Below are 14,063 nucleotides of genomic sequence, written 5' to 3' on the forward strand. Positions count from 1 at the left end.
CCATGCCTCCGATCATTCAATGCGAGAAGCTGACCAAGCGGTTCGGCAACTTGGCCGCCGTTCAAGACCTCGACCTCGAGCTCGAACCGGGAACCGTGCTCGGGTTCCTCGGGCCGAACGGAGCGGGCAAGAGCACCACGATTCGTATGATGCTCGGACTCTCAATGCCAAGCTCGGGCACGGTACGACTCTTCGGCGAAGATCCGCTGCGCAACCGGGCCGCACGCACGCGGGTCGGGTACTCGCCAGGAGAACTCCGCCTCGACGACAGGCTGACCGTGGCCGCGACCCTGAAAAGCTGGGCGCGACTTCGCGGCGGAGTCGATGAGGCGTTCCGCGACAGCCTCATTGACCGGCTCGGGGTGCAAATGGGTCGGCATGTGCGCGGCCCCTCGACCGGAAACAGGCGCAAGCTCGCGCTTGTCGGCGCTTTGATGTCGCGCCCCGAGCTCTTGATTCTCGATGAGCCCACCAATGGTCTCGACCCGCTGGTGCAGAACGAGTTCATGTCAATCCTCGAAGAGGTCACCGCGACTGGCACGAGTGTGCTGCTGTCGTCGCACATCCTCAGCGAAGTCGAGCGGATCGCAGAGCGGATCATCGTCATCAGGGCCGGGGCTGTTGTGGCCGACGGCCCGACTGCGAAACTCCGCAAGGGTGCCGCGCAAGAGTTCCGTGCGGTGTTCGCCGATGCTGTACCCGATCTGTCCGCGCTTGCGTCACTCGCAGGGGTGGGAGCTATCGAGTCTCCGCAGCCGGGCGAGTTGAGGATTCAATGGGCTGGCCCGCCGCGCCCGCTTCTACAAAAGCTCGCCGAGTACGAACTTGAATCGCTTACTGCACCTGAGCCCGACCTTGAGACGGCATTCATGTCCTACTACCGCAGCCAAGACACCACCCCAGCACTTGTGGAAAGGAGCGCATGATGAACGCGGAACTTCTGAACCGGGGCCTCGGCGCACAGCGACGCAGCGCACTCGTCTGGGGCATCGCGCTGCTCATCCTCACGGCATCTGTGCTGGCGGTCTGGCCGTCCATGAACGAATCGGGGTCGCTCGAATCGCTCGTCAGCGGCATGTCGCCCGAACTCATCGCCGCACTCGGCCTCGAAGCACTGGCATCCCCGGCCGGATTCCTGAACGGCAACCTCTACGCGCTCCTCCTGCCACTGCTGTTCGCGGTGCTCGGGATCATGCACATGAACGCCTTGACCGCAGGCGACGAGGATGCCGGGCGGCTGGAACTTCTCCTCGCGCTTCCCGTCAGCAGGGTCAGCGTCTATCTCAACCGCTTCGTCTCCGTCGTCCTTGTGCTGGCTGGCATCGCCCTCCTGGTCGGAGTCACAGTCGGCTTCGGAGCACCTGCCCTGGACATGGAACTCGACACGGAGGGCGTTGTCGCAGCGACCCTGAGCATCTTCCTCCTCGCGCTGCTGCACGCTGCGCTCGCGCTGGCGCTCGCGGGGCTCGGACTGCGCGCCGGGATCGTACTCGCCGGATCGTTCGGGGTGCTCGTACTGGGCTACCTGGTCTACGCGCTGCTCCCGATGATCGAATCACTCGACGGGCTCGCTGCCGCATCCCCCTGGCATTGGGCGCTCGGCGAGAAACCCCTTGAGAACGGGTTCGACGGAACAGGAATCGCCCTGCTCATCGGCGGCAGCATCGTGCTCGCCGTCATCGGGCTGATCGCGATACGACGACGCACCATCAGAACAGCATGACCTCAAGCGTTCAGAGCATGGCGGCTGTGCGATGCAGCTCGCAATCCTCTCGACGCATAACGAGGGCCACCGGGTACGACTGCGTGCGCGTGGTCGTAGTGCGCGACGGCTCTGTTCTCCTTGCCGACGACTCGAAGCTGCGCACTGCCGCTTGTGGGGATGCCGTGCTCATTGCGCCGGGGGCGGTGCTCGGATACGAACCCGAGGGCCAAGTATGCATGACCACGCTTCTGATCGATACCGACTATCTCATCGACCACTTGTTCTGGCAGCACCTCGATCTGATCCCCGACCGCGACGCAGCCCGTGAACTCGCCGCCAGACTCTACCCCGAACCGGTTCAGGTGCTTCGCCTTGGAGAACGCGAGGTCGAACGACTGGGGCCGATCCTCGATGAACTCGCCACCCGAACTAAAGCCGCGCAGGACGCAGCAGGGTACTTCCGCGCCCATGCGCTCCTGATGATGGTGTTGGAAGCGATCACGCCGCATATCCGACACGCAGCAGTCGAAGTACCGCCTCTCACAGCGAGACAACGTGCCGTGCGCATCGCACCACCGCGCTGGCGGGCGTTTCGTCCGGTTCGTCGTGAAGCCGCACGAGTAGCGGCACTCATGCACAGCGACATAGCGCGACACTGGCCACTGGACGCCTTGGCTGCGCATGCTTGTCTCTCGCCAAGCCAGCTCAGCCGAGTATTCAAAGAGGCTTTCGGAATCACGCCGTTGGCGTACCTCTCGATGCTCCGGGTGCAGGAAATGGCGCGCCTGATCCGCGAAACCGACCTGCTCGTAACCGTCATTGCCGAGCGAGTCGGCTGGTGCTACCACAGCGGCGTCGCCTCGCGAGCGTTCCGCCGATACATGGGAGTCACCCCGATTCACTATCGCCGCTACGGGCCACCGACCGAAAGCCGCGAGGGGCCAGGCGTTGCCGTCGCTCGGGCTGCCTGCGACGCGCACCGTGAGGTGTGATGTGACGGGGAGCGGTACCTTTCATGTGCTGACTCATGTGCTACCGACCGCGTAGGGGTGCGTATCGCGGTGGAGTTATCCACAGGCAAGCCTCGCAGAAACCGCGGAATCATGCGGCAGAACGCCGATTCGTGATTTCGTGTGCGAGGGGAAACGGATCAGTTCAACTCCCGTGTCGTCACCGGCATGTGGCGCCCAGACCGTGCCTCATCGCTGACGGGGCGGGCGTGGTGCCGTCGAATCGGCGGCACCAGCGGCGTGCGGATACGGGGTGTACGGTGCCTGCAACTCGCCGTCACCGTCGTTACCGGGGTGACGGTGTGCGAAATTTTCTCGCACCGTCCACGGCCCCGGGAAATTTTTCGGCCCCGTCACGGTGGTGCCAAGTTGACCCCACCGTGCGACCTGGGGTTTCGCATCGTTCGCGGTGGTCGTGAATCACCACCACCGGAGAACTCGCGGTTCCTCGCCCTGAGTGGGGGGTCACGGGGGTGCCGATTCGGCACCACCGTGACCTGCCCCGCTGCGCGGCCCGCGCCGACCGCTCACCCTGTGGATAAGTCTGCATATAGTACCTCAATCGTGCAACGAATACTAGATGTGTGGTCGGGCGGTCGTACCTGTCCTCCATGACGACCACAGCACCGACCACCACGACCACCACCGAACCCCAACCGCCCAGCGATGCCCCCGAGTCGTTCGGGGCGCGCCTGGCCCGGCGCAGCCGCGAGGCCCAGGGCCTCGGGCCGGGGGTGAGCGACCCGACCGTGCTGGCCGAGCTGCGGGAACTGTGCGCCGCACCTCGACCCACGCGGGGAACCGCTGTCACGGCAGGGGAAGGCCCCGCCTCCTGACCGTCGCGTCCAGCCAGGATGCGGGGCCGATAGAGCCTCGCCGGAGGGTCAGGCGCGCCAGACGAACTCGACCCGGCGGGCCAGCACCTCAGCGCGGTGCGCGTCACGGCGGGCGTGGAACGCCTCGACGGTCTCGTTGCGGCGCTTGGGTACGGCGGTCATCATGTCGGCGGGATGGGCGTGAACGAGCACGGCTTGAAGGATCAGGCTGGTCGCCTGGTACTGCCACATCGGGGTTCGCCCGACCCATTCCTTGGCGACGGTGGTCATGTCGATGCCCGGCCCGGCATGCTCGGGTATCGCGGCGGCGTACTCGCGGCGCTTGGCCTCGATCCGTTCCGCGATCCGTGTCCGCTGCCGAACCCACATCGCCTTGTCAATCAGGCCGTCGTAGTGGTCGTCGTCCAGCCTGGCGAGGCGTTCCCGGTCGGCGTCGAGCCTCGCTGCGAGCCCGACCCGCGCCCCCGCGTCCGCGCTCGGGGTTCTCCGGGTGGTGGGGTTGAGGGTGATCTGCTCGAACGTCGCCAGCACCGCCTCCTCCACGAGCCGGGTGATTTCGGCGGAGCGGATCGAGCGGTGGCAGCCGCCCCGTGTGGACTGCACGCACTGGTACACGTCGCCCCGGTGCATCATCGCCCGCCCGCAGTCCGAGCAGCGGATCAGCCCCGAGAACGGATACATGCGCTTCGCCGCCCCGGTGCCGGGCTGATGGAAGTTCCGCGCCTGCTTCCGCGCGTCGAGCACATCGCAGACCTGCTGCCAGGTGTCCTCGTCCAGGATCGCGGGCCAGACCGCCTTCACCTGCATTTGTGAGGTCTTTGCGCGCGTGCCGTCCGGCAGCATCGGCCGGTACTCCCGCACCCCCTTGATCGAGGGGTTGCGCAGCATCAGTTTGAGCGTCCTGTCCGACCACGCGCACCCATGCGTGGTCAGCACCCCGCGCTGATTCCAGTCCTTCTCGATCCGGTACAACGACTCACCCGACAGCACCCGCTGCGCTGCCTCGGCCACCATCGGCCCCGTGACCGGGTCGATGACGAGGTTGCCCGACTCGGCCCGGTACCCGAACGGCACCCGGCCCCCATGCCAAGCGCCCTCAATGGCCTGCTGCTTCGCCGCCCGCGCCACCCGCCGCGCGGTGTCCGCGCTGGACTTGTTCGCCATCGCGACCAGCACCCTGGCCATCGCCACATCCGAATCGGTGTCCAGTCGGAGGGAGCCGGTCACCGAGCGGACCCCGAACCCGGCGAGCACCTTCGCGTCGATCAAGTCCTCCAAGTCCCTCGGGTCGCGTACAGCGCGATCCAGGTCGTAGGCGACCATCACCTGCGCCTGCCCGTCGGCCAGGTGTCGAAGCATGGTGCGGAACTCCGGGCGGATCACCCGCCGCACCCGCTCACCGCTGGGCAACGTGATCGTGCGCTGCTTGAACGCCGACGTGTCATTCTCCCGAAACACCGCAACGACCTCCCAGCCGTGCGCGGCCGCATAGGCGCGGCAGTCGGCCTCCTGCCGATCCACCCCGCGTTCGGTTCCCTCCGGGTCATCACTGATGCGGACGTACACCGCCGCCCGCAACGACGACCCCGGCATCGTGGCCTGTTCCTGCTGTTCCTGCTTGTCGTGGCCCATCTCCGGCCCACCTTCCTGCTCGCAGTGAGAGGTAGGTGCGTTTACAGAACCTCGGCTATCCGGTGGCCGGTACCTACCTGGAAGCGGTCGCGCGCTGGACGGAGGCCGCGTGGGGGTGGCGCAGTGATCCGGGAGCGAGCCGGCTCGTGACCGATGTCATGAGTGGAGTCGGGCACGCGCTCTCGGCGGTCACCGACCCTGGCGACCCGGTCCTGATCACGGTGCCGGTCTATCCCCCCTTCCACTGGGTCGTGAAGGACATCGGGCGCGAACTCGTGATGGTCCCCCTTCTTACCTCGGGCCGCTTGGATCTCGACGCGCTCGGTGACGCGATGGCCGCGGCACGTCGGCGGGCGCCGCGAGCGGCGCTACTTCTTGCGAGCCCGCACAATCCCACGGGGGTCGCCCACACTGCGGCCGAACTCGAAGCGGTCATGGCCCTCGCCGATCAGCACGACGTGAGCGTCGTGGTCGATGAGATCCACGCTCCCCTGGTCCTGCCGGGGGCCGAGTTCGTGCCCGTCCAGACCGTGTCGGGCGGGTCGCGGGCGATCAGTGTCATCTCTCCGGCGAAGGGGTGGAATCTCGCGGCGCTGAAATCAGCGGCCATCGTCCCCGGCGCCGACGCCACCGCCGCGATGACCCGGGTGCCTCCGCTGGCGAGTTTCAGCGCGAGCCACATGGCGGTCCAGGCGCACGTGGCGGCGATGGATCACGGTGCGGACTGGCTCGCCGATCTGGTGAGCGATCTCGGCGCCAACCGGAGCCTGCTCGCGGACCTTCTCGCCGAGCACCTACCGGATGCGCGCTGGCAACCGCACGAGGCGACCTATCTCGCGTGGCTGGATCTCACGGCCTACGGTCTCGGTGATGACCCCGCAGCGGCGCTCCTCGATCGGGCTCGGGTCGCGCTCAACCCTGGACCGAGCTTCGGCCCAGGGGGCGAGGGTTTTGTCCGCATCAACACCGCGACCTCCCCCGAGATCCTCACCGAGGCGATCATCCGGATTTCGGCCGCGCTCTAGCGCGAAACACAGCCCCATCCGTTGTCCCCGGAAACTCCCGTTTTCCCCTGGAGTTCCAGGAGAAAACTGGAATTTCCCGGGACCCGGGCAACCCCGCCGGGCGGAGGCGGGGCGCTGAACTTCCCCAGAAAATCCGAAAGTCCCGGGGAGTTCCAAGAGATAACTGGAACTTCCCGGGACCTTCGCGAAAACGTCGGGCTGACAGGATTTGAACCTGCGACCCCTTGACCCCCAGTCAAGTGCGCTACCAAACTGCGCCACAGCCCGTTTCGTGCTCGCCAGGCGAGCCTGCGTCACCTTAGCGCAGCGATCCGGCTTCGACCGAATCGGGTCGGGGGCCTCCCCTCCCGGCGAGCAGGCGCGTTAGCGCCGACGCTTCTCGCGGACCCGAACCGACACCTCGATGGGGGTCCCCTCGAAGCCGAACTCCTCGCGAATCCGCCGCTCGAGGAAGCGGCGGTACCCCGCCTCGATGAAGCCACTGGCGAAGATCACGAAGCGCGGCGGACGCGTCGAGGCCTGGGTGGCGAAGAGGATGCGCGGCTGCTTCCCACCACGCACCGGGTGCGGGTGCGCAGCGACGATCTCGCCGAGCATGGCGTTCAGGCGCGACGTCGGGATCCGGGTGTCCCAGGACGCGAGTGACCGCTCGAGAGCCGGGACCAACTTTTCGACGTGGCGCCCGGTCTGCGCGGAGATGTTGACCCGCGGCGCCCACTGCACCTGCACGAGTTCGCGCTCGATCTCGCGCTCTAAGTAGTAGCGGCGTTCCTCATCGAGCAGATCCCACTTGTTGTAGGCGATCACGAGCGCACGCCCGGCCTCGACGACCTGGCCGATGATCCGCAGGTCTTGCTCGGCGATGCTCTGCTCGGCGTCGATGAGCACGACCGCGACCTCGGCCTTTTCTAGCGCGGTCTGGGTGCGCAGCGAGGCGTAGAAGTCGGCGCCTCGGGTCTGGTGCACGCGGCGGCGGATCCCGGCGGTATCGACAAAACGCCAGAGGCGCCCGCCGAGTTCGACGACCTCATCGACCGGGTCCCGCGTTGTCCCGGCGACATCGTCGACGACGACCCGGTCCTCGCGGGCGAGCTTGTTGAGCAGGCTCGATTTGCCGACATTGGGCCGGCCGATCAGGGCCACGCGACGCAGGCCATCGGTCGGGTGCAGCGGCGCGTGCGCCGAGACCTCCGGGAGGACCTCCACGACGGCGTCGAGGGCGTCACCCGAACCCCGCCCGTGCAGGGCGGAGACCGGCCAGGGCTGCCCGAGACCGAGATTCCACAGGGCTGCGGCGTCGGCCTCCTGGCGCTGGTCGTCGACCTTGTTGGCGACGAGCACCACCGGCTTGCCGGAACGGCGCAGCAGTTTCACGACCGCCTCATCATCATCGGTGGCACCGACGAGGGCATCGACGACGAAGACGACGGCATCGGCGAGGTCGATCGCGGCCTCGGCCTGCTCGGCGACCCGCAGGTCAATCCCGGCAGCGCTGCTCTCCCACCCACCGGTGTCGAGCAGGGTGAACCGGCGCCCGGTCCACTCCCCCTCGTACGCAACGCGGTCCCGGGTCACGCCCGGGGTGTCCTCGACGACGGCCTCGCGGCGGCGCAGGATGCGGTTCACGAGCGTGGACTTGCCGACATTGGGTCGCCCGATAATCGCGACGACCGGAAGGGGGCCGTCGACCACCTCTTCATCGAGGCTCTGGTAGCCATCGATCAGCGCCCGGTCTTCATCGGTGAGCTCGACCTCTTCGAGCCCTGCCCGCAGCGCCCGCTCGAGACCCCGGGTCTCCTCGACGATGTCGAGCACCGCCTCGACGCTCTCGTCGAAGCTCAACTCCGAGGTATCCAGCAGGGTGACCCCGTCGGCCGCGGTCGTGAACTGCGAGACCGTCGAGTCATCGCGGTCGCGGCGCACGATCTGGTCCCGGGTCGCCTCGACGGCGCTGTCATCGGCGTGACCGTGCAGCTCGGTCGACCGGCGACGAAGACGCGCGTCCTCGCTGGCGGTGATGAGCAGACGCACATCCGCCTCCGGCGCGACCACGGTGGTGATGTCACGCCCTTCGGCGACCACTCCCCCGCGCGACCGCGCGATCCGGGCGATGAGTTCGCGCTGGCGGCGTTGCATCTCGGAGCGCACACCGGGATTGGTCGCGACGGCCGAGACGGCACTGGTGACCTCGGGTCCACGGATCGCGGAGACGATATCGGTGCCGTCGACCTCGAGGGCCGGCTCTTGCGGGTCATCCCCGATCGCGAGCGGCAACTCGACCGCCGCGGTCGCGATCGCGTCTTGGTCCTGAAGGTCCAGACCGCGCTCGAGGCACCACCAGGTGAGGGCCCGATACATGGCACCGGTGTCGAGGTAGCCCGCTCCGAGCCGCGCGGCGACGGCCTTGGACACGCTGGACTTGCCCGAGCCCGAGGGCCCATCAATGGCGACGACGAAGGGGGTAGACATGCAGCTCAGCCTAATCGTGGCTCAGCCGTGCAGTTGCCATCCTTTGGCGGTCAGGGCGTCCTCAAGATGCCCCGCGGCAGACGGAAGCACGGAGATATCGGCGATGCCGAAGGGCAAGCCGAGCCCGTGGTCGAGGCGCATGTCTTCGAGGTTGACCCCGGCCTCGCCGATATCGGCCAGTAGTCGCGCGAGCTCGCCGGGGGCATCCCCGACGACCACGGAGACGATCGTGTAAAGCGTCGGCGCCGCGCCATGCTTGCCCGGGATCCGAGCGCGGCCGGCATTGCCATCGGCGATTGCCTTGGCGAGCACGGCCCGCGCGCCGGGTGCGTCCCGGTCGAGCCCGTCACCGAGTTCGCCGAGCGCATCGACCAGGGCGCTCAGGTCATCGCGCACGACCGCGAGGACATCGCGCACCGCCGCGGCATTGCCCGCGAGGATTTGGGTCCAGAGGCTGGGCTCACTGGCCGCGATCCGGGTGACATCGCGAACTCCCTGCCCGGCGAGGCCGACGGCGTCCTCCGTCAGGTCTTCGAGCCGAGCCGCGACGAGGCTGGCCGCGACCTGCGGCACGTGCGAGACCGCAGCGACGGCGGCGTCGTGTTCGGTGGCGGTGAGGCGGGTGACCGCCGCGCCGACGGCGTGCGCCAGGCGCTCGATGAGCGCGATCGAGGCCTCGTGGGTCTCCTCTTCGACACAGATCACCCACGCGCGGCCCTGGAAGAGGTCGGGGCGCGCGGCGATCGCGCCGCTGCGTTCACGCCCGGCCATCGGGTGGGATCCGACGTACCGCTCCAGCGGAGCACCGAGGCGGACCAGATCGGCGAGCACCACCCCCTTCACGGAGGCCACGTCGGTCACGACGGCCCCCGGCCATCGCTCGAGAGCGTCGGCGACGATGCGCGGCGTGATATCGGGCGGGATGGCGACGATGACGAGCCCCGGCTCTTCGGTGCCCTCGTCGTCGTAGCCGAGCCGCGGGCCCATCCGGCCAGCGCCGAGATCGCGCGCGAGCGCCATCGCGGTCGTGGACTGGTCCTGCAGAAGGGGGTCGACGCCAACCCGGCGCAGGGCCAAGCCAATGCTCGTCCCGATCAGCCCGGTCCCGATGATCCGCACCGGGGGCAGATCGACCCGCGTGGGGATCGCGCTCACAGCCCCGCAGCCTTGTAGAGCTGGCCGATTTCCTGGCGCGTCAGGGCGCGCCACCGCCCGGACTTGGTGTTGCCGAGTTGGATGGGTCCGACCTGAGTGCGCACGAGGGTGATCACGGGGTGGCCGACGGCTTCGAGCATGCGCCGCACGATGTGCTTGCGCCCCTCGTGCAAGATCACCTCGACGAGCGCCTTGCCGGGCCGAGAGTCGATGACCTTGAAGGAGTCGACCGCGACCGGGCCGTCCTCGAGCTGGATCCCGGCCCGCAGCGTCCGACCGAGGTCCTTCGGAAGGGGGCCCGGCACCTCGGCGACATAGGTCTTCAGCACGCCGTACTGCGGGTGCTGCAGACGGTGCGCGAGGTCCCCGTCGTTCGTCAGGAGCAGCAATCCCTCGGTGTCGGCATCGAGCCGCCCGACGTGGAAGAGCCGCTCGGGCCGCGAGACGAGGTAATCACCGATCGACGGACGACCGAGTTCGTCGTTCATCGTGGTGACCACACCGAGCGGTTTGTTAAAGGCGAGGTAGACCCGGCTCTCGTCGAGTTGCACCCGCTCACCGTCGACGTGCACCTTCTGCCGAGAGGGGTCCACGCGCACGCCGAGCTCGGTGACGACCTGACCGTCGACCTCGACTCGGCCCTGGGTGATCAACTCCTCGCACGCCCTGCGGGAACCCACCCCGGCCCCGGCGAGCAACTTCTGCAAGCGGACACCATCGGGGTCGTGGACATCGACCTGCGGGGCCTGCGGCCGGGGCTTCGGTGGTGCGGTCGGCTGACCGGAGCGCGTCCTCGCGGTGCTGCCGCGACGCGGCCCGCCACCACCGGAACGCTTCGGGGCGCCGCCACGGCGCTCGCGGGGCGGGGTCATGACCGGCCCTCGTCGGTGATCTCATCGAGCATGTCGGCCTCCGGGAGGTAGGGAGCGATAGCGGGCAGGTCGTCGAGGGTTGTGAGGCCCATCCGCTCAAGGAAGTAATCGGTCGTGCCATAGAGCGTGGCACCACTCTCGCCGTCGTGGCTCACCTCTTCGATGAGACCACGAGTGAGCAGCGTCCGCACGACCCCATCGACACTCACGCCACGGACCGCGCCGATCCGCCCGCGCGAGATCGGCTGACGGTACGCGATGACCGCAAGCGTCTCCAAAGACGCTTGGGTGAGGCGCGCCTGCTGGCCGTCGAGAATGAAGCGCTCGATCACCGGCGCGTACGCAGCGTGGCTATAAAACCGCCACCCGCCCCCGACGTGACGAACCGTGAAGCCATCGCGCCCGTCGGAGTAGCGCTCGGCGAGGAGCGCGAGCTGCTCTTCGACCTCGTCAAGCGGGGCCTGCAGCGCCGAGGCCAAGGTGAGCGCGCTCACCGGCTCCTCGACCACCATGAGGACGGCCTGGATCGCGCCCGGCAAGCCGCCGGGGAGTTCGCCGACATCGAAGGCGATCTGGGTGTGCTGATCGTCGTGCTCGCTCATGGCATCTCCAACTCGTCGAACTCGTCGCTCACCTCGACCACCGCCTGGTCGTCGGTGATCCAGCGGACGGTGAGCTCGCCGAGGGCCTCGGCCTGCTCAAAGGTCACGGCCTGCTCGCGGTAGAGCTCCAAGATGGCGAGGAAGCGCGCCACGATCATCATCGTCGAATCCGCATCACGCACCAGCGCGCGGAAGGAGCACACCTGCTCTCGGCGCAATCGCTCGGCCAGCAGGGTCGCCTGCTCGCGCACGCTGACGGTCGTCGCGTGAAGGTGGGCCAGCCCCACCGTCGGCGGAGCCTTCGGGGTGAGGGCGGTCGCCGCGATCATCGCCAATTGCTCCGGCGAGACGTTGAGGACGACCTCGGGTAGCAGCGCGGCGAAGCGGGCCTCGAGGCCAGCGGTGCGGGGCACCATCGCGGCGTTACGGGTCAGTTGCTCACCGAAGCGCCCCGCGACCTCCTTAAACGCGCGGTACTGCAAGAGGCGGGCGAAGAGGAGATCGCGCGCCTCGATCAGCGCCAGGTCCTCTTCGTCATCGGGTCCCGACCCGGGCAGCAGCCGCGCAGCCTTGAGGTCGAGCAAGGTCGCCGCGACGAGGAGGAACTCCGAGGTCTGTCCGAGATCCCAGCCGGCACCGGCCTGGAGGGCCTTCAGATGCACGAGGAACTCGTCGGTGACCCGCGCCAGCGCGATCTCGGTGACATCGAGTTGGTGCTTGCTGATCAGACCGAGGAGCAGGTCAAAGGGTCCCTCGAAGTTTTCGAGGTGGACGGTGAACTCCTGGGGCGCCGCCCGCCGGGTGAGAACCCCGCCCGGCACCGAGGGCGGCTCGGTCATCGCGAGCCTTACGCGGCGCCGCCGCGCGCAATCAGTTCGCGGGCGAGCTGACGGTAGGCCTCGGCGCCGCTGTGGCCGGAGGCATAGGTCGTGATCGGCTCGGCGGCGAGCGTCGCGTCGGGGAACTTCACGGTGCGCGAGATGACGGTGTGGAAGACCTGATCGCCGAAGTGGTCGACGACGCTCCCGACGACCTCCCGGCTGTGCAGGGTCCGGCCGTCGTACATCGTCGCGACGATCCCATCGATCGTGAGGCGCGGGTTGAGCCGGTCGGTGATCTTCTCGATCGTCTCCACGAGCAGGGCAACGCCGCGCATCGCGAAGTACTCGGTCTCGAGCGGAATGATCACGCCGTGAGCGGCGGTGAGGGCGTTGACCGTGAGCAGCCCGAGGGAGGGCTGACAGTCGATCATGATGACGTCGTAGTCGTCGAGGACTGGGCGCAGGACCCGGGCCAGGATCTGCTCGCGGGCGACTTCCCCGACGAGCTGGACCTCGGCGGCGGACAGGTCGATATTGGCCGGGACGATGTCGAGGCCGGGGACCGAGGTGTGGGCGATGACATCGCGGATGTCATGCCCGCGCTCGACGAGCAGGTTGTAGATCGTGACGTCCAACTGGTGGGTGGGTACGCCGAGGCCGACGGACAGGGCCCCCTGCGGGTCGAAGTCGATCAGGAGCACCTTGCGCCCGTACTCCGCGAGCGCCGCCCCGAGGTTGATCGTCGTGGTCGTCTTGCCGACCCCGCCCTTTTGATTGCACATGGCGATGATCCGCGCCGGGCCGTGGGACGCGAGCGGCGCGGGCGCGGGCAGGTCAGGCATCACGCGGCCGGTCGGACCGAGACGGTCTTGGCCGTGCTCGATATCAAGCGACGGCGTGAGCTCCGAAGCCACTATTGCGGATCACTTCCATCTCGTCGTGGGGGCGGTCAGCATCTCGCTGATCGTGCCGACCTTATCAATGTCGGGGCCCCGAAATAGAGCGGGCGCGCGGGTGACTCTGGGCGTACACCTCCCGCAGTTGCTGGGCGGTGACCAGGGTGTAGATCTGGGTCGTCGTGACCGACGCGTGCCCGAGCAACTCTTGGACCACGCGCACGTCGGCGCCCCCTTCGAGCAGATGGGTCGCGAAGGAGTGCCGCAGCGTATGCGGGGAGAGGTGGGCCGAGATCTGCGCCCGCTCGGCCGCCTGCTGGATCGCCGCCCACGCCGCCTGCCGGCTGAGTCGTCGCCCACGCTGGCCGAGGAAAAGCGCCGGGCCACCCACTCCCTTCGCCGCGAGGTCCGGCCGCCCCTGGACGAGCCAAGCCTCGATCGCGGCAACAGCGTAGGACCCAAGGGGGACGACCCGCTCCTTGTCCCCCTTCCCGACGAGCCGGACCGATCCCCCGCGCTCGCGGTCGAGGTCGAGGTCGTCAAGGTCAATACCGATCGCCTCGGAGACGCGCGCGCCGCTGGCGTAGAGCACTTCCAGCAGGGCCCGATCGCGTAGGGGGGCCGGCCCATCGCCGACTCCAGCGGCCTCGATGAGCCGGGTGACGTCATCAAGCGAAATCGCCTTCGGCAGGCGAGCAGGCGGCGCGGGTGGCGCGACCTCGCGGGCGGGGTCGTCGCTCGTCATGCCCTCGTCGGCGAGGAAGCGGTGCAGCCCGCGAACCGCCACGAGAGTGCGGGCCGCAGAACTCGCGGCGAGCGGCCGATGATCGGCGTCACCGGTGCGAAGGGCGGTGAGGAATCCGCTCAGGTGTCCCGGACCGATCTCGGCGGGATCGTCGATCCCGAGCCCGCCGAGATAGTCCAGATAGCGGGTGCTGTCGCGGCGATACGCCGCGAGCGTATGAGCCGAGACGCCCTTTTCGACCTGGAGATGGGTGAGCCAGGCCCGTACCGCGCCACCCATCGTCGTCGTCATAGGG

At 68.1% G+C, this 14,063-nt stretch carries 12 protein-coding genes and 1 tRNA gene; 4 read left to right on the forward strand and 9 right to left on the reverse strand.

From position 1 onward, the window contains the following. Positions 1-2 precede the first annotated feature (2 nt). The 3 genes from AB8K43_RS08090 to AB8K43_RS08100 all read left to right on the forward strand — a co-directional run bounded on the left by AB8K43_RS08090 (position 3) and on the right by AB8K43_RS08100 (position 2,697). On the forward strand, positions 3-926 hold the full coding sequence (locus AB8K43_RS08090; RefSeq protein ID WP_370893244.1) for an ABC transporter ATP-binding protein: 924 nt from the start codon (positions 3-5) through the stop codon (positions 924-926). Continuing rightward, positions 923-1,723: an ABC transporter permease subunit gene (locus AB8K43_RS08095; RefSeq protein WP_064319233.1), complete on the forward strand. Its 801-nt coding sequence runs from the start codon at positions 923-925 to the stop codon at positions 1,721-1,723. The genes AB8K43_RS08090 and AB8K43_RS08095 overlap by 4 nt, the downstream gene beginning before the upstream one ends. A gap of 218 nt (positions 1,724-1,941) precedes the next feature. Continuing rightward, positions 1,942-2,697, forward strand: coding sequence for a helix-turn-helix transcriptional regulator (locus AB8K43_RS08100; protein WP_370893247.1), 756 nt, complete (start codon positions 1,942-1,944; stop codon positions 2,695-2,697). A 902-nt stretch (positions 2,698-3,599) separates the two neighbouring features. On the opposite strand, the gene AB8K43_RS08105 is transcribed toward AB8K43_RS08100, so the two are convergent. Continuing rightward, positions 3,600-5,183: a recombinase family protein gene (locus AB8K43_RS08105; RefSeq protein WP_370893249.1), complete on the reverse strand. Its 1,584-nt coding sequence runs from the start codon at positions 5,181-5,183 to the stop codon at positions 3,600-3,602. Between the two features lie 35 nt (positions 5,184-5,218). Here AB8K43_RS08105 and AB8K43_RS08110 point away from each other — a divergent pair, with 35 nt between their 5' ends. Beyond that, on the forward strand, positions 5,219-6,208 hold the full coding sequence (locus tag AB8K43_RS08110) for a MalY/PatB family protein (protein WP_370893250.1): 990 nt from the start codon (positions 5,219-5,221) through the stop codon (positions 6,206-6,208). A 193-nt stretch (positions 6,209-6,401) separates the two neighbouring features. Here AB8K43_RS08110 and AB8K43_RS08115 read toward each other — a convergent pair. From AB8K43_RS08115 to AB8K43_RS08150, 8 genes are all read right to left on the reverse strand, one after another. After that, positions 6,402-6,475: transfer RNA gene (locus AB8K43_RS08115), tRNA-Pro, on the reverse strand. Positions 6,476-6,571: 96 nt separating this feature from the next. Beyond that, entirely contained in the window at positions 6,572-8,677 is a 2,106-nt protein-coding gene (der, locus tag AB8K43_RS08120) for a bifunctional cytidylate kinase/GTPase Der (protein ID WP_370893252.1), read from the reverse strand. Between the two features lie 21 nt (positions 8,678-8,698). Further along, complete coding sequence (locus tag AB8K43_RS08125; RefSeq protein WP_370893254.1) at positions 8,699-9,832, reverse strand: prephenate dehydrogenase; 1,134 nt, start codon at positions 9,830-9,832, stop codon at positions 8,699-8,701. Continuing rightward, complete coding sequence (locus tag AB8K43_RS08130) at positions 9,829-10,704, reverse strand: pseudouridine synthase (protein ID WP_370893255.1); 876 nt, start codon at positions 10,702-10,704, stop codon at positions 9,829-9,831. The genes AB8K43_RS08125 and AB8K43_RS08130 overlap by 4 nt, the downstream gene beginning before the upstream one ends. Next, positions 10,701-11,306: an SMC-Scp complex subunit ScpB gene (scpB, locus tag AB8K43_RS08135; protein ID WP_370893257.1), complete on the reverse strand. Its 606-nt coding sequence runs from the start codon at positions 11,304-11,306 to the stop codon at positions 10,701-10,703. The genes AB8K43_RS08130 and scpB overlap by 4 nt, the downstream gene beginning before the upstream one ends. Then, complete coding sequence (locus tag AB8K43_RS08140; RefSeq protein WP_370893259.1) at positions 11,303-12,145, reverse strand: ScpA family protein; 843 nt, start codon at positions 12,143-12,145, stop codon at positions 11,303-11,305. Before AB8K43_RS08140 ends, scpB begins: the two co-directional genes overlap by 4 nt. A gap of 8 nt (positions 12,146-12,153) precedes the next feature. Beyond that, a complete protein-coding gene (locus AB8K43_RS08145; protein ID WP_370893261.1) occupies positions 12,154-13,041 on the reverse strand; it encodes a ParA family protein in 888 nt (295 codons plus the stop codon). Positions 13,042-13,105: 64 nt separating this feature from the next. Further along, positions 13,106-14,059 (reverse strand): site-specific tyrosine recombinase XerD, encoded by a 954-nt coding sequence (locus AB8K43_RS08150; RefSeq protein WP_370893263.1) that lies wholly within the window; start codon positions 14,057-14,059, stop codon positions 13,106-13,108. Positions 14,060-14,063 lie beyond the last annotated feature (4 nt).

Origin of the sequence: Janibacter sp. GXQ6167, assembly GCF_041365945.1 — a bacterium.
GTDB lineage: Bacteria > Actinomycetota > Actinomycetes > Actinomycetales > Dermatophilaceae > JBGFSK01.